Source organism: Collinsella aerofaciens (assembly GCF_020181355.1).
In the GTDB taxonomy this organism is placed as follows: Bacteria; Actinomycetota; Coriobacteriia; order Coriobacteriales; family Coriobacteriaceae; genus Collinsella.
The window spans coordinates 1,132,434-1,158,592 of record NZ_CP084004.1; the positions used below are offsets into that span (position 1 = coordinate 1,132,434).

The 26,159-nt window shown below is 60.3% G+C and carries 20 protein-coding genes; 15 read left to right on the forward strand and 5 right to left on the reverse strand.

Annotated elements, in window-relative coordinates; genetic code table 11:
• Positions 1–2 precede the first annotated feature (2 nt).
• The 3 genes from larC to serB form a co-directional block, all read right to left on the reverse strand.
• Positions 3–938 (reverse strand): nickel pincer cofactor biosynthesis protein LarC, encoded by a 936-nt coding sequence (gene larC, locus LCQ44_RS04910; protein WP_225093194.1) that lies wholly within the window; start codon positions 936–938, stop codon positions 3–5.
• Between the two features lie 10 nt (positions 939–948).
• The gene (larB, locus tag LCQ44_RS04915; protein WP_225093195.1) at positions 949–1,731 is read right to left on the reverse strand and encodes a nickel pincer cofactor biosynthesis protein LarB; all 783 of its coding nucleotides are present in this window, start codon (positions 1,729–1,731) and stop codon (positions 949–951) included.
• Between the two features lie 113 nt (positions 1,732–1,844).
• A complete protein-coding gene (gene serB, locus LCQ44_RS04920) occupies positions 1,845–2,480 on the reverse strand; it encodes a phosphoserine phosphatase SerB (RefSeq protein ID WP_138114042.1) in 636 nt (211 codons plus the stop codon).
• Between the two features lie 256 nt (positions 2,481–2,736).
• Between serB and aspS the strand changes: the two genes are divergently transcribed.
• The 12 genes from aspS (at position 2,737) to LCQ44_RS04980 (ending at position 17,724) form a co-directional block, all read left to right on the forward strand.
• Positions 2,737–4,524: an aspartate--tRNA ligase gene (gene aspS, locus LCQ44_RS04925; protein ID WP_117583379.1), complete on the forward strand. Its 1,788-nt coding sequence runs from the start codon at positions 2,737–2,739 to the stop codon at positions 4,522–4,524.
• Positions 4,525–4,880: 356 nt separating this feature from the next.
• Positions 4,881–5,129, forward strand: a complete 249-nt coding sequence (locus LCQ44_RS04930; protein ID WP_022094361.1) for an HPr family phosphocarrier protein — start codon at positions 4,881–4,883, stop codon at positions 5,127–5,129.
• A gap of 188 nt (positions 5,130–5,317) precedes the next feature.
• A complete protein-coding gene (locus LCQ44_RS04935; protein ID WP_040358815.1) occupies positions 5,318–5,560 on the forward strand; it encodes a FeoA family protein in 243 nt (80 codons plus the stop codon).
• Between the two features lie 39 nt (positions 5,561–5,599).
• On the forward strand, positions 5,600–5,821 hold the full coding sequence (locus LCQ44_RS04940) for a FeoA family protein (RefSeq protein ID WP_006234774.1): 222 nt from the start codon (positions 5,600–5,602) through the stop codon (positions 5,819–5,821).
• A gap of 123 nt (positions 5,822–5,944) precedes the next feature.
• Complete coding sequence (gene feoB, locus LCQ44_RS04945; protein WP_225093196.1) at positions 5,945–8,272, forward strand: ferrous iron transporter B; 2,328 nt, start codon at positions 5,945–5,947, stop codon at positions 8,270–8,272.
• 175 nt (positions 8,273–8,447) lie between these two features.
• Positions 8,448–8,648 (forward strand): hypothetical protein, encoded by a 201-nt coding sequence (locus LCQ44_RS04950; protein ID WP_225093197.1) that lies wholly within the window; start codon positions 8,448–8,450, stop codon positions 8,646–8,648.
• Between the two features lie 147 nt (positions 8,649–8,795).
• A complete protein-coding gene (locus LCQ44_RS04955; RefSeq protein ID WP_225093198.1) occupies positions 8,796–9,875 on the forward strand; it encodes a substrate-binding domain-containing protein in 1,080 nt (359 codons plus the stop codon).
• Positions 9,876–10,159: 284 nt separating this feature from the next.
• A complete protein-coding gene (uxaC, locus tag LCQ44_RS04960; RefSeq protein ID WP_225093199.1) occupies positions 10,160–11,587 on the forward strand; it encodes a glucuronate isomerase in 1,428 nt (475 codons plus the stop codon).
• A gap of 50 nt (positions 11,588–11,637) precedes the next feature.
• Entirely contained in the window at positions 11,638–13,143 is a 1,506-nt protein-coding gene (locus tag LCQ44_RS04965; RefSeq protein ID WP_225093200.1) for a glycoside-pentoside-hexuronide (GPH):cation symporter, read from the forward strand.
• Positions 13,144–13,221: 78 nt separating this feature from the next.
• Positions 13,222–14,736, forward strand: coding sequence for a tagaturonate reductase (locus LCQ44_RS04970; protein ID WP_225093201.1), 1,515 nt, complete (start codon positions 13,222–13,224; stop codon positions 14,734–14,736).
• A gap of 78 nt (positions 14,737–14,814) precedes the next feature.
• Complete coding sequence (locus tag LCQ44_RS04975; RefSeq protein ID WP_225093202.1) at positions 14,815–16,299, forward strand: UxaA family hydrolase; 1,485 nt, start codon at positions 14,815–14,817, stop codon at positions 16,297–16,299.
• Positions 16,300–16,506: 207 nt separating this feature from the next.
• Positions 16,507–17,724 carry an FAD-dependent oxidoreductase gene (locus LCQ44_RS04980; RefSeq protein WP_195246059.1) on the forward strand — a complete coding sequence of 406 codons (1,218 nt, stop codon included), beginning with the start codon at positions 16,507–16,509 and terminating at the stop codon, positions 17,722–17,724.
• A gap of 97 nt (positions 17,725–17,821) precedes the next feature.
• On the opposite strand, the gene LCQ44_RS04985 is transcribed toward LCQ44_RS04980, so the two are convergent.
• Both LCQ44_RS04985 and LCQ44_RS04990 read right to left on the reverse strand, forming a co-directional pair.
• Positions 17,822–18,526: a response regulator transcription factor gene (locus tag LCQ44_RS04985; RefSeq protein ID WP_161160344.1), complete on the reverse strand. Its 705-nt coding sequence runs from the start codon at positions 18,524–18,526 to the stop codon at positions 17,822–17,824.
• The gene (locus LCQ44_RS04990) at positions 18,519–21,254 is read right to left on the reverse strand and encodes a sensor histidine kinase (protein WP_225093203.1); all 2,736 of its coding nucleotides are present in this window, start codon (positions 21,252–21,254) and stop codon (positions 18,519–18,521) included. The genes LCQ44_RS04985 and LCQ44_RS04990 overlap by 8 nt, the downstream gene beginning before the upstream one ends.
• Before the next feature lie 334 nt (positions 21,255–21,588).
• On the opposite strand from LCQ44_RS04990, the gene kdpA reads away from it, so the two are divergent.
• From kdpA to kdpC, 3 genes are read left to right on the forward strand one after another with little or no spacing between them, the layout of a single operon-like run.
• The gene (gene kdpA, locus LCQ44_RS04995) at positions 21,589–23,412 is read left to right on the forward strand and encodes a potassium-transporting ATPase subunit KdpA (RefSeq protein ID WP_225093204.1); all 1,824 of its coding nucleotides are present in this window, start codon (positions 21,589–21,591) and stop codon (positions 23,410–23,412) included.
• A 16-nt stretch (positions 23,413–23,428) separates the two neighbouring features.
• A complete protein-coding gene (gene kdpB / locus LCQ44_RS05000) occupies positions 23,429–25,483 on the forward strand; it encodes a potassium-transporting ATPase subunit KdpB (RefSeq protein ID WP_225093205.1) in 2,055 nt (684 codons plus the stop codon).
• 12 nt (positions 25,484–25,495) lie between these two features.
• Complete coding sequence (kdpC, locus tag LCQ44_RS05005) at positions 25,496–26,086, forward strand: potassium-transporting ATPase subunit KdpC (RefSeq protein WP_161115485.1); 591 nt, start codon at positions 25,496–25,498, stop codon at positions 26,084–26,086.
• Positions 26,087–26,159 lie beyond the last annotated feature (73 nt).

Here is a 26,159-nt window from a genome sequence, read left to right on the forward strand (position 1 = left end):
GGCTATGCATCCACGTGAACGAGCAGACAACGGAGCGTGCCGGAGCAACCCTCGTAGGGGCGCTTACCGGCGCCGTAGCCGACGGCCTCGATGCGGTAGCGGGCCGGTAGGTGCTCGGACGTGCGCAGTGCGGCGACGATGGCGGCGCCCGTGGGCGTCACGAGCTCGCCGGCGACCGGTGCGGGCGTGAGGGCGATATTGCCTGCTTGGCATAGGTTGACGACGGCGGGCACCGGGATGGGCATAAGGCCGTGGGCACAGTGGATGGTGCCGTGACCCTCGGAGAGCGACTCGACGACAATGTCCTCGATACCCAGGTCATCGAGACAGATGGCGACCGAGCAGATGTCGACGATGGAGTCGATGGCGCCTACCTCGTGGAACATGACGGTCTCGGGCGTTTTGCCGTGGGCCTTGGCCTCGGCGGCGGCGAGCGCGGTAAAGATGGCGAGCGCGCGGCGCTTGGCGCCATCGCTTAACTGCGAGCCATCGATGATGGCGGCGACATCCGCCAAAGAACGGTGGTGATGGTGGTGGGTGTGGTGATGATCTTCGTGCTCATGGGCGTGGCCCTCATGGTCGTGCTCATGGCAGTGCTCGTGTTCGTGCCCGCCATGATCATGATGGTGATGCTCATGCCCGTGCTCGTGCGTGTGCTCGTGCGTGTGCTCGACAGCTGTTTCGTTGCCGTAGAGCCAGGCCATATCGTGGTCGTGGTTCTCGAGTCCCTCTGCAAGCTGGACGTCGAAATCGCAGGCGTCGATGCCATGCTTGTTTGCACGCGTGACGGCGATCGTAAAGCCGTCGACCGGCAGTGTGGCGAGCTGTTCGCGCAGGTGCTCCTCGCTGGCGCCCAGATCGAGCAGGGCCGCGACGGTCATATCGCCGCTGATGCCTGAGGTGCCGTCGATGATAAGCGTGTGCTGATGATTGGACATGGAATGCTCCTTAGCGGGCGCGGGGTGTGCCGGCGCTCAGATGATTGATAAGACTTGCCTGGTAGGCGGCGCCAAAGCCGTTGTCGATATTGACGACCGAAACGCCGCTGGCACAGGAGTTGAGCATGGCGAGCAGCGCAGCTACGCCACCAAAACTTGCGCCGTAGCCAACGCTGGTGGGAACGGCGATGACCGGACAGCTCACCAGACCGCCGATAACGCTCGCCAGCGCGCCCTCCATGCCGGCGATGGCGATGACCACCTGCGCCTGGGCAAGTTCCTCGGCATGCGCGAGCAGGCGGTGCAGGCCGGCGACACCTACGTCGTAGAGGCGGTCGACCTCGTTGCCATAGAACTCGGCCGTCAACGCGGCTTCTTCGGCGACGGGTAAGTCGCTCGTGCCGGCGCAGGCGACGACGATGCGTCCGTTGCCGGTAGGGGAGGGCTTGCCGCCCACGAGGGCGAGCTGTGCGTCCGGGACATATCCCAGGTCGATGCCGTTGTCGAGGAGCTCCGAGGTACGGGCTGCTTTTTCGGCATCCAGGCGCGTGACCAGGATGCGCTCCTGGCCGGCATCGCGCAGCGCTTCGATAATGGCGGCAATTTGCTCGGCGGTTTTACCGGCACCGTAGACAACCTCGCCGGCTCCCTGGCGCACTCCGCGCGAAAGATCGAGCTGTGCAAAACCCAGATCGGCGGTTGGCGCCGTCTGGATGCGTGTGAGGGCGACTGCCGGGGCGACTGCTCCGTCGGCAACATCGCTCAGCAACTGCTCAAGATCTCGCTTATCCATATATGTTCCCTTCGACGGCGCAAAGTCTAGCACTCAAAGGTATGTTTCCGAACACTAAAACAAAATTGTTCGGAAACTATAGGACAGACTGATTCAATTGTTAGACGGATCGACTAGTCGCGCAGGATGATGTCCATGGCGAGCATCAGGTTGCGCTCGTCGATGGCAAACGGGGCGGCTTCGCGCGTCTTGGGCTTGGCACAAAACGCGATGCCCGTGCCCGCGGCCTGAATCATAGGGATATCGTTTGCCCCGTCGCCGATCGCGACGGTGTGGGCCATATCGACACCGCACTCGACTGCCCAATCCAGCAGCCGGATGAGCTTGGATTCCTTGGTCACGATGTCTGCCGCCAGCTTACCGGTGAGCTTGCCGTCCACGACCTCTAGGCGGTTAGCCAGGCAAAAATCGATGCCCGCGGCGGCCACGATCTTGTCGGCGACCTCGTGGAAGCCGCCGCTTACCACGCCGACCTTCCAGCCCTTGCTGTGCGCCGAGCGCACAAGCTCCAGCGCGCCAGGAGTAAACGTCACGCGCTCAAAGGTACGCTCGAACACACTCTCGTCCAAGCCGGCAAGCAGCCCAACGCGCTCCTCGAGCGCCTGCTTAAAGTCCAGTTCGCCGCGCATGGCGCGCTCAGTGATCTTCGCCACTTGCTCGCCTACGCCGGCCTCCTCGCCCAACAGGTCGATGACCTCCTGGTCGATGAGCGTGGAGTCGATATCCATAACGATGAGGCGTGCAGTCATGGCGGGCCTTTCCGAGTGCAGTTGTATTGGGACACATTGTCGCACGTGGCGCGCCTTGGCGACGGCCGCGGTGCGTCAATTGTTTCGTCTCCGTCAAGTCTTTGGGCAGGAGCTACTTTTCCGCGGCACATCGACGCAGGTGCGATAAGATAGAACGCCATGTCCGGCTGCGCGGTTTACGCAGGCAGGGCAAATCTGTACGACGCCGCCCGGAACGACACGGGGCGGCACAGATCCATAAAGGAGGATCACTGGTATGAGCCAGACCCGTCCCATTGACGAGCATTCCATGCACACCCGTACCTGCGGCGAGCTTCGCTTCGAGAACGTGGGCGAAGAGGTCACCCTCACCGGTTGGGTGAGCCGTCGCCGCGACCACGGCGGCCTTATCTTCTGCGACCTTCGCGACCGCGAGGGCATCACGCAGCTCACCTTCGACCCCGAGCACTCCGACGGCGATGCCTTTAAGATCGCCGAGACCATGCGTCCCGAGTGGCCCATCAAGATCCACGGCGTCGTGCGCGCTCGTGGCGAGGAGACCACCAACACCAAGCTCGCGACCGGCGAGATCGAGGTCCTGACCGATCATGCTGAGGTGCTCAACACGTCCGTCACCCCGCCGTTCCAGATCGAGGACGGCATCGAGACCAGCGAGGACACCCGCCTGCGCTATCGCTATCTGGACCTCCGCCGTCCCGAGATGATGGCCAACCTCAAGCTGCGTTCCGACTTTACCTTTGCCATTCGTGAGGCGCTGCACAACCGTGAGTTCATGGAGGTCGAGACGCCCTCCCTGTTTAAGTCCACGCCCGAGGGCGCTCGCGACTTCATCGTTCCCAGCCGTATTCAGCCGGGCAACTTCTACGCCCTGCCGCAGTCCCCGCAGCTCCTGAAGCAGCTGCTCATGGTCGGTGGCGTCGAGCGCTACTACCAGGTTGCCAAGTGCTTCCGCGACGAGGATCTGCGCGCCGACCGTCAGCCCGAGTTCACCCAGGTCGATATCGAGATGTCCTTCGTGGACCAGAACGATGTCATGAGCGCGCTCGAGGAGGTTCTTGCCGATGCCTTCGGTCGCATGGGTGTCGAGATGCCCACGCCGCTGCGTCGCATGAACTACTGGGAGGCCATGGACACCTATGGCTCCGACAAGCCCGATACCCGCTACGGCATGCACCTGGTCGACCTGACCGACATCTTTGCCAACTCCAAGTTCAAGGTCTTCGCGACCGCTGCGAACGAGGAGGGCTCTGTCGTCAAGGCCATCAACGCCAAGGGCGCCGGTGCCTGGGCGCGTGCCAAGATCGATAAGCTCGCCGGCGTGGCCTCCACGTTTGGCGCCAAGGGCCTGGCCTGGATCGCCTTCCGCGAGGACGGTTCCATCAACAGCCCCATCGTCAAGTTCTTCTCGGACGAGGAGATGGCGGCTCTGCGCGAGCGCATGGACGTCGAGCCCGGCGACCTTGTGATGTTCGCCGCCGGCCCGCGCCTGCTTTCTGATGAGATCCTGGGCGGTATGCGTTCGCACATGGCCAATGCGCTCGAGATCAAGCGCGAGGGTCACGACTTCCTGTGGGTCGTCAACTTCCCGCTGTTCCATTGGGACGAGGATCGCAAGGCCTATGCAGCCGAGCACCAGCCCTTTACCCTGCCGACCGAGACCGACATCGCCAAGATCGAGGCCGACCCGTTGGCAGCTGGTTCTTGCACCTATGACTTTGTCATGGACGGTTTTGAGGCCGGCGGCGGCGGTATGCGTATCCACAACGCCGAGATGCAGATGTCCATGCTCAAGCTCCTGGGCTTTACCGAGGAGCGCGCCGAGTCTCAGTTTGGCTTCCTCATGGAGGCCCTCAAGTTTGGTGCGCCCCCGATGGGCGGTTTCGCTCTGGGCCTGGACCGCGTGTGCATGCTGCTCACCGGCTCCGACTCCATCCGCGACGTCATGGCGTTCCCCAAGACGGCCAGCGGCTCCGACCTCATGTCGGGCGCCCCGAGTGCCGTTAGTGGCGCCCAGCTCAAGGACGTCAGCCTGCGCCTGATGTAGGCAAGCGGCTACATATTGCCCGTAACGAGGGAAGGACGCGTGCCTTCCCTCGTTTTTTATGCGCCGAGGTTGTGAGGGCATGGGGTGACCGGACGTCGAGGAAACTGCGTCCCGGAATTTGCGTCCAGAATGGGATGTACTTTCCGCCAGGGTCGCTCAGCGGAAACTGCGTCCCAGAATCCAGCCAAATAACGGGTCGCACTTTCCGGTTGAGCCTTCTGGCGGAAACTGTGTCCCATCATTGACGCTCGAAATGGGATGCGATTTCCGTCCCGCCCTCAACAAGCATCTAACGCTACAATAACTACCACGTGGCTGGGTTTGCCGGCCGAATGTGTGATGTCGTGGGAGGGGACATGGTCGAGTTTACAAAGACGATTAAAGATCCGTTGGGACTACACGCCCGCCCGGTTGCGCTGCTCTATGACATCATTGCCAAGCACCGTAGCGACGTGTCGGTCAGCATCGGCGACCGCCATACCGACGGTCGCGATGTCATGGGCCTCATGGCTCTCTACGGCGAGTGCGGCGAGGACATCATCTTTCGCGTTTCGGGCGTAGACGAGGCTTCCTGCGTTACGTCGATCAGAAACCTCTCGCTCTAAGCATGACAGGGCGCGGCAAAGGACAGCTCTTTGCCGCGCCTTTTTGTTTCATATAGGAAACTTTTTCGAAATCTGAATAGGGACCCTTTCCAAAAAGTTAACCACGTGCTAGTTTACTAAAGCGAACATAGACGTGGTTAACTTTTATCGCGTCGATGTTGAGGACGAACTGACGTTAGGAGCAACTCATGTCTTGCGGACCGCAGATGCCGGCCATGCCGCTTTCGATGGTAAAAGCGGGCGAAACCGTACGCGTGTCCCGTGTAAAGGGCAATGAGGACATGAAACACCACCTCAAGGACCTCGGCTTTGTCGAGGGCAGCGAAATCCACGTGGTGAGCTCGAGTGGCGCCAATATCATCGTCACTGTGCTGGGCGCACGCTTTGGTATCGATTCCAAGGTTGCCATGCACATCATGACCGTCGGCTAGTCTGCAGCATTTCATAAAAACCGAAAGGGGGACAAGAGGATGAAGACGTTGGGTGACGTTAAGGTGGGCGAGAGCTCTACCATCGTCAAGCTTCACGGTGAGGGTGCGCTTCGCCGCCACCTTATGGACCTGGGGCTCATCAAGGGCACTTCGTTCAAGGTCGTGAAGGTTGCACCGCTCGGCGATCCGGTCGAGATCAACGTGCGCGGCTACGAGCTTTCCATCCGCAAGGAGGAGGCGGCCGTCGTCGAGGTCCAATAAGGGCTCGCGGCGTATGTTTCTGCAGATAAAGTTAGGTTTTTCTAACTTAATGCAGCGTCTTTGAAGCACATTATCCAGCCTGCGCGGAGAAAGCAGCGCGGGCACACAAGGAAGAAGGATTGAATGGCGGATTCTCAGATCCATGTCGCGTTGGCGGGTAACCCCAACTGCGGCAAGACCACGCTTTTCAACCTGATCACCGGCGCCAACGGCTACGTTGGCAACTGGCCCGGCGTCACGGTTGAGAAAAAGGAGGCCAAGCTCCTAAGCGACAAGAACGTTACCATCACGGACCTCCCTGGCATCTACTCGCTTTCCCCCTACAGCCCCGAGGAGCAATGCTCGCGCGATTACCTCATGAGCGGCGAGCCCGATGTTGTCGTCCAAGTCGTCGATGCCACCAACCTCGAGCGTAACCTGTACCTGGCGCTTCAGGTTATCGAGACCGGCCTGCCCGTGGTCGTTGCCCTCAACATGGCCGACCTGGTCGAGAAGAACGGCGATAAGATCGACACGGACAAGCTCTCCAAGAAGCTCGGCTGCCCGGTCATGATGATCTCGGCTCTTAAGAACAAGGGCATCAAGGAGCTCTTCGAGCAGGTCAAGAAGTCCGCTGCTTCTAAGGGCCAGGTGCCGGAGCACAAGTTCGATTCCTCCATCGAGGACGTTCTGGACCACATCGAGAATAACCTGCCTGCGAGCGTTCCCGCCAACAAGCGTCGCTACTACGCGGTCAAACTGTTTGAGCGCGACGCGGACGCCTGCAAGCTCATCAACCTCACCAAGGAGAAGGCCGCTCGCGTGGAGGAGCTGGTCGCCCAGTGCGAGCAGGACTGCGACGACGATGCCGAGTCCATCATCACCGGTGAGCGCTATGGCGTCATCGCGCACATCATCGACGAGTGCATGACCAAGGCTCCGGCAAAGATGAGCACCTCCGAGAAGATCGACCGCGTGGTTACCAACCGTATCCTGGGCCTGCCGATCTTTGTGGTCATCATGTTCTGCGTGTACTACATCGCCGTTTCTACCTTGGGCGGCACGGTGACCGACTTCACCAACGACCAGCTCTTCGGCACCGACGGCTGGTACGTGCTCGGTCAGGGCCGCGACGCCTACGACGCGGCCGTCGAGGCTGCGGGCGACAATGCCGACTCGGTCGACCCGGCGCAGTACGGCCCCTATGTCCCGGGTATCACCACCGTGGTGCACGACGCCCTTGTGGCGGGCGGTACCGAGGACGGTGGCCTGGTCGATTCGCTGGTCTGCGACGGTATCGTCGGCGGCCTTGGCGCCATCTTCGGTTTTGTGCCGCAGATGTTCCTGCTCTTTGTGATGCTGTCCTTCCTGGAGGACTGCGGCTATATGGCCCGCGTCGCCTTCATCATGGACCGCGTGTTCCGCCGCTTTGGCCTGTCCGGTAAGTCCTTTATCCCCATGCTCGTGTCCTCGGGCTGCGGCGTTCCCGGCGTCATGGCTACCAAGACCATCGAGAACGAGAAGGACCGCCGCATGACGGTCATGACCACCACGTTCATTCCCTGTGGCGCTAAGCTGCCGATCATCGCCCTGCTCATGGGTTCCATCATCGGCGATTCTTCTACCACTGCCGCATGGATCAGCCCGCTCTTCTACTTCCTGGGTGTCTTTGCCGTCATCGCCTCGGGCCTCATGCTCAAAAAGACCAAGCTCTTCGCCGGCCGCCCGACGCCGTTCGTTATGGAGCTTCCTGCCTACCACTTCCCGGCGATCCGCTCTTGGGCGCTGCACGTGTGGGAGCGCTGCTGGGCCTTTATCAAGAAGGCCGGCACGGTCATCTTCGCGTCCACTGTCGTGGTTTGGTTCCTGTCTAACTTTGGTAGCTACAACGGTTCCTTTGGCTTCCTGCCTGCGATGGACGGCATCCCCGAGGAGTTTATGGACTACTCCGTGCTTGCCATGCTCGGCAACCTGGTCGCTTGGATCTTCGCCCCGCTCGGCTTTAGCACCTGGCAGGCAACCGCGCTGACCGTCTCGGGCCTCGTCGCCAAGGAGAACGTCGTCGCCACTGCTGGCTCGCTGCTGTCCGTTGCCGATGCCGGCGAGACCGATCCGAGCCTGTGGACCGCATTTGCCGGTATGTTCCCGACCATGGGCGCTTGCGTGGCATTCGGTGCCTTCAACCTGCTGTGCGCTCCGTGCTTTGCCGCCATGGGTACCATCCGCAACCAAATGGACTCCGGCAAGTGGACCGCGATTGCTATCGGCTACGAGTGCCTCTTCGCTTGGGTGATCGGCCTGTTCATCAATCAGTTCTACAACCTGTTCGTGCTGGGACAGTTTGGTTTCTGGACGATTGTCGCCGTTGTACTGCTGGTTGCGATGCTCTTACAGATCTTCCGTCCCATGCCCAAGCATGCTTGGACCGACGAGGACGAGACCAACACTGCTTCCGCCGCAGTTTCCGCTTAAGTCCGAATAAGGATTAACCCCTTTCCACGAGCCCGGGTGTCCCAGCGACACTCGGGCTTTTTGGTGGGGGAGATGTGGCGTTTCCGCAGATAAAACCAACCAAAATAAACCTGTCCCGTTTTGGTAGGTGGAGAATAGGGTAAAGTAAGTGATGGTTAACTAGAGGAGGCTTGCTATGGCACCTATCGATATTGTTGTACTGGCTGTTATCGGTATTGCGTTTGTCGCGGTATGCGTGCGCATCTACCGCAAGGGCACTTGCGCCGACTGCGCTCAGGGCGGCGCTTGCACGGGGCATTGCTCCAACAAAAAGACGTGCGCCGCGCTGAAAGGCGTCGACAAAGTGGCCGAGAATTTAGGCCGCGGTGTCAAATAAACAACTGGGTATCTTGAACGCCCCGCGAGCATCCGTTCGCGGGGCTTTTTACACATTCGAGCGTGAGTGCGGCGAGTAGACATGCATTTTTTGGGGTATCGTTAACTGAATTGTTTATTAGCTGCCCGTCTGTACCGGAGTAACCCTATGAGCGCACGCGTCACCATGAAGGACATAGCCGCCGAGCTTGGCGTTTCCATTAACACCGTGCATAAGGCCCTTACGGGCAAGGCCGGCGTGAGCGAGTCTGTGCGTGCCAAGGTTAATGCTAAGGCTGAGGAGATGGGCTATCACCGCAACACGAGTGCTTCGAGCCTGCGTCGTAAGGACATCAATCTGCTGTTTTGTCTGCCGTGCGCATCGCGTGAGGGCGCTTATTTCTATCGTTACCTATGGGAAGGCTGCAATCGCTTTGAGCAAGAGGTCATCGACCAGGGCATTACCGTTGAACGCGTTGAATTTGGCGTGGGCGGCTACGCTGATGCACTCGAGCAAATCGACGAGCGTCTGCAGGTGGGCGAGAAGATTGATGGTTTGCTCGCCTATGCGCCGGGCGACGATCGTGCGACTGAGCTTTTGGGGCAGATCGCCGAGGCGGGCGTGACGATTGAGCTCGTTGACGGCGACCGCCCTCACCTCGATCGTCTGGGCGCTAGTTTGGCCGACTACTCCACAGCGGGAAGCCTGATGGCCGAGCAGGCAGCCAACCTGGTTCACGCTTCTGGGATCGATACCCGCGTGCTTTTATTGGCGGGCGACCCCTATACCGACTCGCACTATTTGACCGCTCGTGCCTTCCACAATTACCTTCGCGAGCACAATGTTCCCTGGCAGGTCGAGGATCTGACCGGTGCTCATGCCCAGGTCAAGCAGCTCGAGCACGAGCTCAACCAGCGTCTAAGGTCATCGGAAGCCCCCGAGTTGATCTGCAGCGTGTTCGCCGTGGGCTCTGAGCTGATTGCCGATGCGCTTGTCTCGGCTAACAAGGCCGGCGAAGTAATGGTGATTGGCAACGACCTGTTCCCAGAAAGTGCGCTGGCTTTGCGTCGGGGCATCTTTACCAACATCGTCTACAAGGACCCGGTGAGTCTGGCATATCGTGGCGCCAAGACCTTAGGCGATTACCTGCTGTGGGGGAAGACACCGGCGGAGCCTGTGCAAAAGGGGGCTGTTGAGATGGTGTTTGCCAGCAACGTCGATCGTTACTGCGAGCTCGCCGGAATCTAATGCGTTTAGGGAGTTCCCTACTTGCCGCGTATTTTTTGGCAGGGGATCGAAAAATTGTTTCGAAGGCCGCTGATGGCGAATCTGCCGTCAGCGGCCTTTCTTTGTGCCGCTTCAACGCAGGATCCATGGCTCGGCAACCGTTAATCGGTCAAAACCTACCGTTTACCCCATGGTAGTTAGGTGAACGTTCACCTTTTGAGTCGTAATGGATTAGTATGGTGAACGTTCACCTAGAGGATGACGAGCGTATTGTGCGCCCGCTCCGCAAACAAAGGGGTTGTTTGATGAAAAACTTCATGGACGATCAGGATTTCCTGCTGAGCACCAAGACCGGCGAGGAACTGTTCCACAGCTTTGCCGAGGGCATGCCCATCGTTGACTACCATTGCCACATTTCTCCCAAGGAGATCTGGGAGGACAAGCGTTTCGAGAACATCACCGAGGTTTGGCTGGGCGGCGACCACTACAAGTGGCGCCTGATGCGCGCCAACGGCGTCGACGAGCGTTTTATCACTGGCGACGCCCCTGCTCGCGAGAAGTTCCAAAAGTGGGCCGAGACCCTGGGTCGCTGCGTTGGCAACCCCGTCTTTGAGTGGAGCCACCTGGAGCTTAAGCGCTACTTTGGCTACGAGGGCGTCCTCAACGGCAAGACTGCCCAGGAGGTCTGGGACCTTGCCAACGCCAAGCTCGCCGAGGCCAGCTTTACCTGCCGCAACCTGATCAAGCAGTCCAACGTCCGCATGATCTGCACTACCGACGACCCCGCCGACAGCTTTGAGTGGCACAAGAAGATTGCCGCCGATGACAGTTTTGACGTTCAGGTCGTTCCCGCCATGCGCCCCGACGCCGCTCTGCGCATCGAGCGCGGCCAGGAGTTCGCCGACTACTGCAAGCACCTTTCCGAGGTTGCCGGCGTTGAGGTCAGCGACTTTGAGGGCATGAAGTCCGCCATCTCCAAGCGCTACGATGTTGCCCACGAGCTGGGCTGCCGCGCCTCCGACCACGCACTCGATTACGTTATGTATGTCCCGGCTACCGCCGATGAGATTGAGGCCATCTTTGCCAAGGGCCTGGCTGCCGAGCCGCTCACCGAGGAAGAGGTCCTCAAGTACAAGACCGCCTTTATGCAGTTTGTCGCGGGCGAGTATGTCCGCCTGGGCTGGGTCATGCAACTGCACTTTGGCTGCAAGCGCGACAACAACCGTGCCATGTTCGCCAAGCTCGGTCCCGACACCGGTTACGACTGCATCTCCAACTACACGCCGTCCGACCAGCTCGCCGATTTCCTCAACTCCATCCAGGAGACCTGCGGCTTGCCCAAGACCATCCTGTATAGCTTGAACCCCATCGACAACACCATGATCGATACCGTGATGGGCTGTTTCCAGGAGGCTCCGACCGCCGGTAAGATCCAGAACGGTTCCGCCTGGTGGTTCAACGACAACGAGGTCGGTATGCGCGAGCAGCTCACGGCTCTGGCTAACGAGGGCGTCCTGGGCAACTTTGTCGGCATGCTCACCGACTCCCGCTCCTTCCTGTCCTACCCGCGCCACGAGTATTTCCGTCGCGTGCTGTGTAGCGTGATCGGCGAGTGGGTTGAGCAGGGCAAGTATCCGGCCGACATGGAGCTGCTGGGCACCATCGTGCGCGATATCAGCTACAACAATTCCGTTCGCTACTTTGGCTTCGATCTGGACACCGCCGAGGCATAGATCTGTATGTGCTCCGATTGGTGAAATCGGTTGCAAAGGGGAGGGACCATATGGTAACAGGGCAACAGAAAAACGAGCAGATCGTGTCTGCTCAGGCGGATTCGAGATCGATGCAGAGCTCGCAGGATATCAAGCTGAGCTGGCGTGAGAAAATCTGCTATGGCTTTGGCGATTTGGGCAACGGATTCATGTTCGATCTTGGTCAAGCATATCTGACCAAGTTCTACACTGACATCTGTCTGATTTCGCCAGGCGTAGTGAACCTGATTTTCGCCGTCACCAAGATTTTCGATGCGTTCATGGACCCGATTGCCGGTGCATTCGTCGACGGTAGAAAGAAGATTGGCAAGCACGGTCGGTTTCGTCCGGTCATGATGGTTTCGGCCGTGATCCTTGCCGTTCTAACCGTGGTGACCTTCACTGCGTCCGATATTCCCATGGCAGGTAAAATTGCCTATGCGCTGATAACTTACATGATCTGGGGCGTCGTATACAGCTTCACTAACGTGCCGTACGGATCTCTGGCCACGGTAATGACGCGTGACGTCGATGACCGCGCGCACATGGCGTCAACGCGCCAGGCCGGTTCGCTTTGCGCACAGCTCATCACGGGCGTAGCGTTCATCCCATTGGTCCTGTTCTTTGCGGGTGGCGACACGCTCGACGGCAATCCGCACGGCTATACGATTGCAGCTGTCGTCATGGGACTGTGCGGCATCGCCGGATTCGCCATCTGCTTTTTAGGAACGCGCGAGCATATCCGTATCGATCGACAGGCCGAGGAGAAGGCTGCGGGAAAGGCCGGCAAGAAGTCGAGCGCATTCAGCACGTATTTCAAGGTCGTTTTCACCAACAAGAACCTGGGAGCAGTTATCCTGCTTACGCTGTTTACCATTTCGGCCATGAACACCAACAACACCATGATGGTGTATTTCTGCCAGTACAACCTGGGTAACATCGCGTTGCAGCCCGTTGTCAACGGCATCATGATCGGAACGTCGGTTGTCGCCATTCTCGCCATCCCGACGCTCGTCAAGCATTTCGGTAAGAAGCGCACGTGCGTCGCCTGCTTTATCGTCGGCGCTGTGGCAAACGGCCTCAACTTCATCCTGCCGACCAATACCGTGACGTTCATCATCTTCGTCACCATCGGCTACGTCGCGCTTGCCATCCCCAACGGTATCACCTGGAACCTGGTTTCCGATGTTATCGATTACGGTGAATGGCACACGGGAATCCGCAAGGAGGGTACGACCTACGCCGCGTTCAACTTTTCTCGTAAGCTTGCGCAATCCCTTGCCGCGATCATTTCCGGCGGCATCCTTGCCCTTACCGGATATGTGGCAAATAAGCCCCAGACGGCTGCCACGCTGCTTGGCATCAAGGGCGCTCTGACGATTTATCCCGCCTGCGCCCTTCTGGTAGCAGCCTTGATTATCTTCGCTCTCTACGACATTACCGAGAAGAAGTTCAATTCCATTTCCAACGACCTGTCGAATGGTCGCTGGGAGCGCGGCAAGATCGGCGAGAGCACTATCGAGACGATCGATAAATAGCCCCGCTGCTTGAAAAATCATGAATGCAACCCGGTGCGGCGATGCCGTACCGGGACTTGAGTTGAGAGGAAAACCTCTATGAATAACATCAGCTACGAGACGCTCGAGAAGATCGGCTACGAGGGCTACGTGCTGCCCAAGGACGCCCCCGAGAAGGTCCTACAGTTTGGCGAGGGCAATTTCCTGCGCGCCTTCGTCGATCGTTTCTTCGATATGGGCAACGAGGCCACCGGTTGGAACGGCAAGGTCGTCATGGTGCAGCCCATCAGCGGCGCCTTCGATTTCGCCGATGGTATCAATGCCCAGGATGGCCTGTACACCGTACTGGTGCGCGGCAAGGAGAACGGTGACACGGTTGACGATTCCCGCGTGATCAGCGCCTGCAGCCGTTGCCTCAATCCGTATCGCGAGGCTGACTACCGTGCCATGATGGAGGTCGCCGTTTCCGACGACCTGGAGATTATCGTCTCCAACACCACCGAGGCCGGTATCGCCTACGATCCGTCCTGCAAGGCCGACGACATGCCCCCCGCGAGCTTCCCTGCCAAGCTTGCCCAGGTGCTCCATGCCCGCTGGGCTGCCGGCAAGCAGGGCGTCATCGTGCTCGCCTGCGAGCTCATCGACCATAACGGCGAGGAGCTGCTGCGCATCATGAACCAGTACGTGAGCGACTGGGGCTGGGAGGACGAGTTTTCGCAGTGGATGGCCAACGACTGCACCGTCTGCACCACGCTCGTCGACACCATCGTTCCGGGTCGCATCCGCGATCCCAAGGAGGCCGCTGCCGTGGCCGAGCGCTTGGGCTATGAAGATCCGTTCTTGGCCGTGCGTGAGCCCTTCCAGATGTGGGGCATCCAGGGTGACGAATCGCTCAAGGAGCGTCTGCCCTTCGTGAAGGCCGGTCTGCCGGGTGTCTTTGTGACCCCCGACGTCACCCCGTACAAGAAGCGCAAGGTCCGCATCCTCAACGGCGCCCACACCGCCTTTGTCCCGGGTTCCTGGGTTGCCGGCTTTGATATCGTGCGCGATTGCATGCACGACGAGACCGTCCGCGGCTTCATGAACACTATGCTCTACGACGAGGTCATTCCGACGCTTGCCGCCGACCTGGATGTCGAGGACTGCAAGGCCTTTGCCGCCGCTGTTGAGAACCGCTTCGACAACCCGTTTATCGACCACGCGCTGCTCTCCATCTGCCTCAACTCCACGGCTAAGTGGCGTGCCCGCGACCTGCCTACGCTCAAGGACTACGCTGCCGAGACCGGCAACCTGCCCAAGTGCCTGGCGACGAGCCTGGCCACGCTCATCTCCTTCTACACGCAGGAGCTCGTGTCCCGCGAGGGCGACGGCCTGCACCTGCGTCGCTCCGACGGCACCGAGTTCACCGCTCAGGACGACGCCTTTGTGCTCGACTTCTACGCTGCTCACGCCGGCGCCGACGACGCCGAGCTGGTGCACGATGTGCTCTCCAACGAGCAAATGTGGGGCGAGGATCTTACGCAGATCGCCGGCCTGGAGGAGTTTGTCGTCAACGCTCTCGCCGTCGTGCGCTCCGAGGGCGTCAAGCAGGCGTTCGCGAACGCTCAGGCCTAAATCCTTCTGTACGCCCGCCGGGTAACTGGCGGGCGTCACTCGACTTCTGCTCAACCTGTAGGGTTAGGACTCTTTGTAATGAACACTATCCAGATCAATCCGGCCGACAACGTCATCGTTGCGCTGTCGCCGCTCGCCAAGGGTGCTGCCGTCGAGGTTCCCGGCGTGGGCGAGGTCGTTGCCGCGGAGGATATCCCGCAGGGTCACAAGATGGCCGTGCGCGCCATTGCAGCCGGTGAGGATGTCATCAAGTACGGTCTTCCCATCGGCCACGTGACGAAGGACATTCAGCCCGGCCAGTGGCTGCACACGCACAACGTGAAGACCAACCTCTCGGGTGAGATCGAGTACGCCTACAATCCGACACATCCGGTCGTTGAGCCGGTCGAGGCCGAGACCTTTATGGGCTTCCGCCGTGCCGACGGTCGTGCCGCCACGCGCAATGAGCTTTGGATCATTCCCACCGTCGGTTGCGTCAACGAAGTCGCTCGTGCCATGTGCGAGCAGACTCAGGACCTGGTCGAGGGCTCGTTGGAGGGCGTCTATTACTTCCCGCATCCGTTCGGTTGCTCACAGACCGGCGCCGACCATGCCCAGACCCGTCGTCTGTTGGTGGCGCTGTCGCGTCACGCAAACGCCGCGGGCGTGCTGTTCTTGTCGCTCGGTTGCGAGAACTGCACGCATCAGCAGGTGCTCGACGAGCTCGGTGACTTCGATCACGAGCGCGTTCGTTTTCTCACCTGCCAGGATGTAGCCGACGAGCAGATCGAGGGCCACAAGATTCTGTCCGAGCTGGCTGACCTGGCCAAGCAGGCCAAGCGTGAGCCCATTCCGGCCTCAGAGCTGGTTATTGGTCTTAAGTGCGGCGGCTCTGACGGTCTTTCGGGCATTACCGCCAACCCCACGATCGGTCGCGTGAGCGATATGGTCGTCGCCCGTGGCGGCACGTCGGTGCTCACCGAAGTGCCCGAGATGTTTGGCGCGGAGAGCATCCTGCTCGATCGCTGCGAGAACGAGCAGGTCTTTAACGCTGCCTCTGACATGCTTAACGGTTTTAAGGATTACTTTATTAGCCATGGTGAGGTGGTCTACGAGAACCCGAGTCCCGGTAACAAGGACGGTGGCATCACCACGCTCGAGGACAAGAGTTGCGGCTGCGTGCAAAAGGGCGGCTCCGCACCCATCGTCGACGTGCTGCCGTATGCCGGTCAGGTCACCAAGCATGGCCTGAACATGCTGTGCGGCCCGGGCAACGATATGGTATCCACCACGGCGTTGACGGCTGCTGGCTGTCACGTGATTCTGTTCTCGACTGGACGCGGCACGCCGTTTGGTGCACCGGCGCCCACCCTCAAGGTGTTCACCAATCAGCGTCTGTGCGACCACAAGGCCAACTGGATGGACTTTAACGCCGGCGTGATTGCCACAGGCGAACGCACACTCGACGAGGCTGCCCGCGACCTGTATCAGCTGGTACTGGATACAGCGAGCGGTAAGCTAACGAGTGCCGAGCGCCGCGGCTGCCACGAGATCAGTATCTGGAAAGACGGCGTCTGCCTGTAGAGAGATTCGCCATTCGTAGGGGTGGCGAATCTTTTGATCTCGATGACGGGGCTGCACAGTGGCTCCGTGCGAGGGAAGGGTTGCTACTGCGCGTTTGTGAGATGCTTTTCGGTGCCCTTTTCCGCACTGTTGACGTATCTATGGTTATTAATTCGGGCAAATTGGTTTAAGAAGCCGATTTCGTCCAGGTCGATAGAGGGGAATTGCGTGCCTATCCACATCGTTGAGGAAGCAAATCGCTGTCTGGGCTGCAAAAAGGCGTTCTGTCAAATAAAGGGCTGTCCGGTGCAGACGCCCATTCCGCAGGTTATCGACCTCTTTAAGCAGCGCCGTCTGCAAGAGGCGGGCGAGCTGCTGTTCCAGAATAACCCGTTGAGTGCGGTCTGCTCCATGGTTTGCAACCATTCGGGCCAGTGCGAGGGCGCGTGCATCCAGGGCCGCAAGGGCGCGCCCGTGCATTTTTCGAGCATCGAGAACTATATCTCCACGGCGTATTTGGACCGCAAAGAGTGGAAACCCGCGCCGTCGTGCGGCAAACAGGTCGCTGTGGTCGGCTCCGGCCCCGCCGGTATGACCGTGGCCATTAAGATGGCGCAGCTGGGTTGCGCCGTCACCGTTTTTGAGCAGCGGCCCGAGATCGGCGGCGTGCTGGAGTACGGTATCCCCGAGTTCCGCCTGCCGCGCTCGCTCGTGCAAAAGTACCGCCACGTGATGTGCTCGCTCGGCGTGCGCGTTCGCCCCTCGACCACCATCGGCGGTGCGCTCCACATCGACGACTTGCTGCGCGACGGCTACGATGCGGTCTTTGTTGGTACCGGCACCTGGCGAGCTCGAAAGCTGGGTATTCCCGGCGAGTCGCGCGGCAATGTGCTCTTTGGCATCGACTACCTCGTTGACCCCACGAGCGTGGCGATCGGCGAAAACGTGGCCGTAATCGGTGCCGGCAACGTAGCCATGGATGTGGCCCGTACGGCGCTTCGCTCGGGTGCCCGCAAGGTCACTGTGTATGCCCGTTCGCGCCATATCTCTGCGATTGACGACGAGGTGGAGTTGACCGAGCTTGACGGTGCCGAGATTGTGCGCGGCAAGGCGATCTGCGCCATCGATGATAACGGTCCGGTGTTCGAGACGGCTGTCTTTGACGAGGACAACAATGTGGTGGGCTACGAGGAAGAGCTCGACCGCGTGTCCGCCGACACGGTTGTGATTGCGGCGTCTCAGGTGCCCAAGGACAAGCTCGTGCTTACAACGGGCGGTCTGGAGACCGACCATCGCGGCCTGCTTTCGGTCGACGAGCATGGCATGACCACCGTGCCTGGCGTCTTTGCCGCCGGCGACGTGGTCAACGGCCCGCTCACCGTGGTCCATGCCGTAGCTGGTGCCAAGCTCGCCGTCGAAGGCATGACCACCTACCTGGGCCTTTAACTCCATCCCGCCCATCAGTTGCGGTGAAATACGGACTGTTTTGGCTGTCAAAGGCCTTATCTACTCCGTATTCCACCGCAACTTTTTGTGGGGTGGGCTAGAGACGCTGCATGCGGTACCCGACACCCATGTGCGTCTGAATCATTTTGGGGTGAGAGGGGTCTGCCTCGATCTTCTTACGCAGGGTGCGCATGAACACGCGCAGGCTCGCCAGATCGCTGTCCCAGCTCGTGCCCCATATCTCGCGGGTGATGAAGGTGTGGGTGAGCACCTTGTCGACGTTTTTCGCCAGAAGGACGAGCAATTTGTACTCGGTTGGGGTGAGCGAGAGCTCGCGTCCGTCTTTCGTCGCGTATCCCGCGGCGTAGTCGATATGCAGCGGACCGTTGTCGAACGTGCTCGCTTCTGTCGACTCGCTCGACGCCATCGAGGAGCGCCTCAAATTCGCACGGACGCGCGCGAGCAACTCATCCACAGAAAAGGGCTTGGTGAGGTAGTCGTCTGCCCCTGCGTCAAGTGCTGCAATCTTGTCGGAATCTTCGGTGCGCGCCGAAATGACGATAATGGGGACTGCCGACCAGCTTCGGATCTTCGTGATGACCTCGATACCGTCAATGTCGGGAAGGCCGAGGTCGAGCATGATGAGGCTGGGGCCGTGCGACACCGCATCCATGATGGCGGCTTGGCCGTTGCAAACCTTGCTCACGACATAGCCGTGGAGGTCAAGCGCGGTCGAAACGAGGTTTTGAACGGTCGGGTCATCTTCGACCAGGAGGATGCGTGGCTTAGCGGCATTATTCATGAATCTCAATCTCCTCGGCGGGCAGGGTAAAACGGAAGACGGCCCCATGGGGGTGGTTGTCGCGAACTTCGATGACGCCGCCATGCGCCTCCACGATGGAGCGGCAGAGCGACAGGCCAAGGCCGATGCTTCGACGCGAATCCACGGGCCGCGTATTGCTTGAGGTGAAGAAGCGCTCAAAGATATGAGGCTTGTCGCAGTCTGCCACACCCGGCCCATCGTCTGCGACGTCCACCACGACGAACGCGCCCTCGCGACGTGCGCTGATGGTGACAGACGAGTCCTCGGGCGTGTATTTGAAGGCGTTCATGATGAGATTCGTAAGCACCTGCATGATGAGATGGACGTCGATGCGTACCAGCAGGATGTCGTCAGTGTGCTCGATGGTGACGGCACGTCCATGCGATGCTTGGGCGACATGGCTGAGGGCGGCCTCGATGACCTCGTCGATGAGCTCGGATGTTAAGTTGAGGCGAATGGTGCCGTCCTCGACGCGTGTGATGGCGAGGAGGTTCTCCACGGTATCGATAAGCCAGAGGGAGTCGTCGTAGATGGCATCGGCAAGATCGCAGCGTTGTTCGAGGCTGAGCTTCTCGTCGCTCTTCCGAAGGATTGCCGCAGATCCGGATATAGCCGTGAGGGGTGTCCTCAAATCGTGGCCGATGGAGCGTAAAAGGTTGGCGCGCAGCTGCTCGTTTTTCGCCAAGACCGCAGCCTCTTCGCGCTCTTGCGCCGCCCGGTCGCTTTCGAGCGCCAAGGCGCATTCACCTACGATAGATAGGACGATCGAATGCTCGAAGGCTTCGATCTCGCGCCCCTCCAGGGCGATGCCGATGACACCGAATACCTTGTCGCCGGTGCGAACCGCGAGGTAGAGACAGCGCGCCTCAGGCAGGGTCCGCGTGCTTGCGCCCGCGCGCTTGTTGTTGGTGTAGGTCCAGGTTGCAACGGCGCGCTCGTAGTCGGTGAGCAGCGACGCGGATCGGTTTTCGGTGCCAGCGGACTCATAGAGCGCCTTGCCGAGCGTGCCGTGTTCGGCGGGGTAGAAGACCACGTCGAGTTTTAGCAGTTTGACGAGTTGGTTCATGGCGACGCGGGCGCACTCCTCCGCGCTATGGGCTTGCTGCAAGAGCTGGTTCGTTTCGAGGAGTACGCGCGTTTTGAATGCGCTCTCGGCGGATGTACGGGCGTTGTCGGCGATGCGCGCAGTTAACTCGCCGGCGACCATAGCGGTGGCGAACATGATGCCGAACGTGACCAGATAGCTTCGGTCGTAGCTGGCGAGCGAAAACAGAGGCGTGACAAAGCAGAAGTTGTAAAGCACTACAGAGAGCACGCTCGATACGATCGTGCAGATACGCCCCGTCGTGGTGACGGCGGTCAGCAGGGCCGTGAAGATATAGAGGGATATGATGCTGGAGTCGGCAAATCCCAGATGGCGGAAAGCCGTGCCGATCGCCGTGGCGGCAAGAGAGAGGGCCAGCGTGCGAAGCACGTTTCGGCTGCTGGGCGGCTGCAGGGCGAGCGCATGGCGGCGTCCTTTGGGTCGGGAGGGCGGAGTCGACTGTTCTGGAATGATGTAAATGTCGAGGTTCGGGGCGAATGTTATGAGCTGTTCTACGAGAGATTTGCGGCCGAAGAGGGCCTGACGGACGCTGCTGCGCTCGCCCGTGCGCCCCATGACGATCTTCGAAATACCCGACAGGCGCGCGAACTCGGAGATCTGAAACGCGATGTCGTCGCCATAGACGGTTTCCATATGTGCTCCGAGCTGCTCGGCTAGGGCGATATTGGCTGCAAGCTTGGCGCGCTCATCATCGCTCATGGCTTGCGTGCGCGGGCTCTCTACGAACAGGGCGACGAGTTCGCTGCGAAACGCTTTCGCCATGCGTGCGGCGGCACGGATGATGCGGGGATTGGTCGGCGCCGGGGAGACACAGACTAAGATACGCTCCCTGGTGTAGTAGTCACGGTTTCCCAGCACGCGTGCGGCGTCTGTGAGGTGACCGGTGCGATCGGCGCAGCGGCGCAGCGCGATTTCTCGGAGTGCGGTGAGGTTCTCGACGGTAAAAAAATGCTGTTGCGCTCGGTCGGCTTGTGCGGGACGGTAGACGAGGCCGGCGCGAAGGCGCTCAAGTAGGTCTTCGGGCTCTATGTCGACGAGCTCGACCTGGTCGGCATCATCGAAGATACGGTCGGGGATTCGTTCGCTCACGACAACGCCGGTGATGGATGCAACCATGTCGTTTAGGCTCTCGATATGCTGAACGTTCACGGTCGTATAGACGTCGATGCCCGCATGTAGAAGTTCCTCGACGTCTTGATAGCGTTTGTCGTGGCGAGACCCCGGCGCATTCGTATGGGCGAGCTCGTCGACAAGGATGAGCTGAGGGGCGCGCTCGATAGCCGCATCTAGATCGAACTCGCTGAGCGCAATGCCGTTGTGCTCGATGAGTTTACAGGGCACGTTCTCAAGCCCTTGTGCAAGATGGGCAGTTGCCGGACGTTCGTGCGGCTCGATGTATCCCGCGACGACGTCGACACCTCGCCGCTTGGCGGCGTGGGCGGCTTGAAGCATTGCATAGGTTTTGCCTGTACCAGCAGCGTAGCCAAAGATAATTTTGAGGTGTCCCCGGCTGGTTCGAGTGTCATCGGCGACCTCGTCTTTCTCAATTGCCTTGAGGATGAGGTCTGGATTGACGCGAGTGTCCGATGCGTCGCGCTGCATAGCGTAGCCTTTCTGAAGCGTTGTCCATGCGTGCATACGCGGTGAAGACACCACTGTATGCTCGCGAGGTCGAGTATAGGCGCACTGCAGCTGCAATAGTGCTTTCTACCTGCATCTTTACGGCATCTTAAGGACGTGAGCCCCGGCCCTCACGCCTCTTTAATCCCTAGAAGCGTTTACTGTCCCCAGACGCTTGCGAGGGCAGGCGTCCGAGACATCGGACCGCGTGTGAAAGGGGCGGTAAATGGACATCCTCATTCCCATCATCGGAGTCGTCTGCATTGGACTTCTTATCTATTACATCTACATTCTGATGAGGAGTGATTCGTAAACTATGGACGCTGCGATTCAGTACATCTTGTACTTTGCCGTACTCGTCGTCCTGGCCGTTCCGCTCGGTCGGTTCATGGCCCATATCATGGATGGTGAGCATACGTTCCTGTCGCCTGTGATTGCTCCTGTGGAGCGTGGCGTCTATCGTCTGCTTCGCATCGACGCGGCAGAACAGATGGGGTGTAGGCGCTATCTGGCGAGCGTGCTGGTCTTTTCGGGGATCGGCCTCGTGGCTCTTGTGGCACTCCAGGCGCTTCAGTCCTTCTTGCCAGGCAATCCCCAGCACCTGCCGGGTGTGTCATGGAACCTGTCGTTCAATACGGCTGCTTCCTTCATAACCAACACCAACTGGCAGTCCTACTCCGGTGAGACCACCCTGTCCTACCTTGTGCAGTTCATGGGTCTCACTGTGCAGAACTTCGTTTCCGCTGGCACCGGTATCGCGGTCATGTTCGCGCTGATCCGCGGCTTCCGTCAGGTCAAGGAGCAGGGTCTGGGTTCCTTCTGGGTCGACCTCACCCGCACCGTCCTGTATGTGCTCATTCCGCTGAACCTCGTGTTCGGCATCTGCCTGGCTGCCGGTGGCGTCATCTCCAACTTCCAGCCGGCTCAGAAGGCTGAGCTCGTAGAACCCGTCGCTGTTCAGCCTAATGCAGACGGCGGCTGGAGCGTCATCGACGGCGCCCAGATCGAGGGCGACACGGTCAAGGTCGACGGCAAGGTTGTCGAGGGCGCGCGCGTGGTCACCGAGCAGTTCCTGCCCCAGGGTCCCGCGGCTCCTCAGGTCGCCATCAAGCAGTCCGGCACCAACGGCGGCGGCTTCTTCGGCGTGAACTCCGCCCATCCGTATGAGAACCCCAGTGCCTTCACCAACATCATCGAGATGACTAGCCTGCTGCTGATCCCGGCCGCCTGTTGCTTCGCCTTCGGTATCGGCGTCAAGAACACCAAGCAGGGCAAGGCCATCTTTGCCGCCATGTTCATCCTGCTGGTGATCTTCACCGGCATCATCGCCGTCAACGAGCATGCGGGCACCCCGCAGCTGGCCGATGGCGGAGCGGTCAATATCGAGATGACCGACGGCCAGGCCGGCGGCAACATGGAGGGCAAGGAGAGCCGTTTCGGTATCGCCTCCTCTTCTACCTGGTCTGCTTTCACGACGGCTGCTTCCAACGGCTCGGTTAACTCCATGCACGACTCCTACACCCCGCTGGGCGGTTTTGTCCAGATGCTCCAGATTGCTCTGGGCGAGGTCGTCTTCGGCGGCGTGGGCTGCGGCCTGTACGGCATGATCGGCTTCGCCATCCTCACAGTGTTCATCGCCGGCCTCATGGTCGGACGCACGCCTGAGTTCCTGGGCAAGAAGATCGAGCCGGGCGAGATGCGCTGGGCAGTTGTCCTGTGCTTGGCAACTCCGTTTGCCATTCTGGTGTGCTCGGCCATCGCCTGCATGGTGCCCGGTCTTGCCGACCAGCTCAACAATGGTGGCGCGCACGGCTTCTCCGAGGCGCTGTATGCCTTCACCTCATGCGGCGGCAACAACGGCTCGGCGTTTGCAGGCATGAACTGCAACATTCCCTGGATCAACGTCATGCTCGGCCTCGAGATGCTGTTCGCCCGCTTCATGCCCATCATCGGTACGCTGGCTATCGCCGGCTCGCTGGCCAAGAAGGGTAAGGTCGCCGAGAGCGCCGGTACCTTGTCTACCACCAACGGCATGTTCGTATTCCTGCTCGTGTTCATCGTTCTGCTGATCGGTGCCCTGAGCTTCTTCCCGGCCCTGGCGCTTGGCCCCGTTGCCGAGTTCTTCCAGATGATTGCGTAAAGGAGGGTGCAGATTTATGACTATGCAAAAAGACATGATGGGCCGCGCGGTCCGCGACTCGTTTGCCAAGCTGGATCCTCGCGTCCAGATTCAAAACCCGGTCATGTTCCTGGTGTGGCTTTCCGCCGTCATGACCTCCGTCCTGGCCGTCGCTTCCATTTTCGGTGTGCAGGACGCGGGTGTGCCCACCTACTATGTGGTCGCCATTGCGGTCATCCTGTGGCTTACCGACCTGTTCTCGAACTTCGCCGAGGCGCTTGCCGAGGGCCGCGGTAAGGCCCAGGCCGATTCCCTGCGTGCGGCCAAGAAGGATGTCGAGGCCCATCGCATCGAGTCCGTTGAGGACAAGGAGCACTTCACCGTCGTTCCCGGCACCGAGCTCGCGCGCGGCGACCTGGTGATCGTACGCGCCGGCGAGCAGATTCCCGGCGACGGCGACGTCATCGAGGGCGCTGCCTCCGTTGACGAGTCCGCCATCACCGGCGAGTCCGCCCCCGTGGTCCGCGAGGCCGGCGGCGACCGCTCTGCCGTTACCGGCGGTACCACGGTGCTGTCCGACTGGATCATCGTCAAGATCTCCAGTGAGCCCGGCCAGAGCTTCCTGGACAAGATGATCGCGATGGTTGAGGGTGCCGCGCGCAAGAAGACCCCTAACGAGATCGCTCTGGAGATCTTCCTGGTGGCCCTCTCCATCGTCTTTATCCTGGTCACGCTGGCCCTGTATTGTTACTCCTGCTTCTCGGTCGGTCTTAACGACATGGACAACCCCACGGCCGTAACCACGCTCGTGGCGCTGCTCGTGTGCCTGGCTCCTACTACCATCGGCGCCCTTCTTTCCGCCATCGGCATCGCCGGCATGAGCCGTCTGAACGAGGCCAACGTGCTGGCCATGTCCGGCCGCGCCATCGAGGCCGCCGGCGACGTCGACATCCTCATGCTCGACAAGACCGGCACCATCACCTTGGGTAACCGCCAAGCCGCCGAGTTCATCCCGGTCGACGGCGTCGATCCCGCGGAGCTGGCCGATGCCGCCCAGCTTTCCTCGCTGGCCGACGAGACCCCCGAGGGCCGCTCCATCGTCGTCCTCGCCAAGGAGCAGTTCGGTCTGCGCGGCCGCACACTCGAGGATAAGGGTATGGAGTTTATCCCGTTCACCGCGGCAACGCGTATGTCCGGCGTGAACTACGAGGGCAATGAGATCCGCAAAGGCGCTGCCGATTCCGTGCGCACCTATGTGGAGGCAGCCGGCGGCGTGTTCTCAAAGGAGTGCGACGAGGCCGTCGAACGCATCGCCAAGGCCGGCGGCACCCCGCTGGTCGTGACAAAGAACTGCCGCGTGCTGGGCGTTGTGTACCTCAAGGACATCATCAAGTCCGGCGTTAAGGAGAAGTTCGCCGACCTGCGCAAGATGGGCATCAAGACCATCATGGTGACGGGCGACAACCCGCTCACCGCCGCGGCAATCGCCGCCGAGGCCGGCGTTGACGACTTCCTGGCCGAGGCCACCCCTGAAGGCAAGCTCGAGAAGATCCGCGAGTTCCAGCGTGAGGGGCACCTGGTCGCCATGACCGGCGACGGCACCAACGACGCGCCCGCTCTGGCCCAGGCCGACGTCGCCGTGGCCATGAACACGGGCACCCAGGCTGCCAAGGAGGCCGGCAACATGGTCGACCTCGACTCCAGCCCCACCAAGCTCATCGAGGTCGTGCGTATCGGCAAGCAGCTGCTCATGACCCGCGGTTCGCTCACGACCTTCTCGGTGGCCAACGACATGGCGAAGTACTTCGCTATCATCCCGGCCCTGTTCTCGCCGATCTACCCCGGGTTGGACGCCCTCAACATCCTCGGTCTGGCAAGCCCGCTGTCCGCGGTTCTTTCGGCCATCATCTATAACGCGCTCGTTATCGTCGCGCTGATCCCGGCCGCGCTGAAGGGCGTTAAGTACCGCGAGGTCCCGTCCGGACAGCTGCTGACCCACAACCTGCTCGTGTGGGGTCTGGGCGGCATCGTTGCCCCGTTCGTATTCATCAAGCTCATCGACATGCTGCTCGCGTTCTGCGGCATTATGTAAGTGGAGGTTTGTATGTTCAAAGGTGTTGCATCGCGCGCACTGGGCGTGTTCGCGCTGTTTACCGTTGTCTGCGGCCTGGGCTATACGCTTGTCGTGACCGGCATTGCCCAGGTTGCGTTCCCGTATCAGGCGAACGGTTCGCTCATTACGGTCGACGGCAAGGTTGTGGGTTCCGAGCTCATCGGCCAGAACTTCGAGGATGAGGACCACATGTGGGGCCGCATCCAGAACGTGTCAATTTTCGAAGGCGAAGATGGCGAGCTCATGGCGTATGGTGCCCCATCCAACCTGTCCCCGGCGAGTGAGGAGTATCGGCAGCTTGTGGATGCGCGCGTGAAGAAGATCCGCGCCGCCAACCCCGATGCCGATATGGACGCTGTGCCCGTCGACCTGGTGACGTGTTCCGGCTCAGGGCTCGACCCCGAGATCTCTCCCGATGCCGCCGAGTACCAGGTCCCGCGCCTTGCCAAGGCCACGGGCAAAAGTGAGGACGAGGTGCGCGACATCATTGCCGCGTGCACCAAGGGCCGTTTCCTCGGCGTGTTCGGCGAGCCCACGGTCAACGTGCTCAAGGTGAACCTTATGCTGGACGGCGCGCTGTAGGTGAGGGAGTGGCGGATGAGGGCATGACTGACTATCTGAGCCCTCAAGTCCACCCCGCCCATCAGTTGCGGTG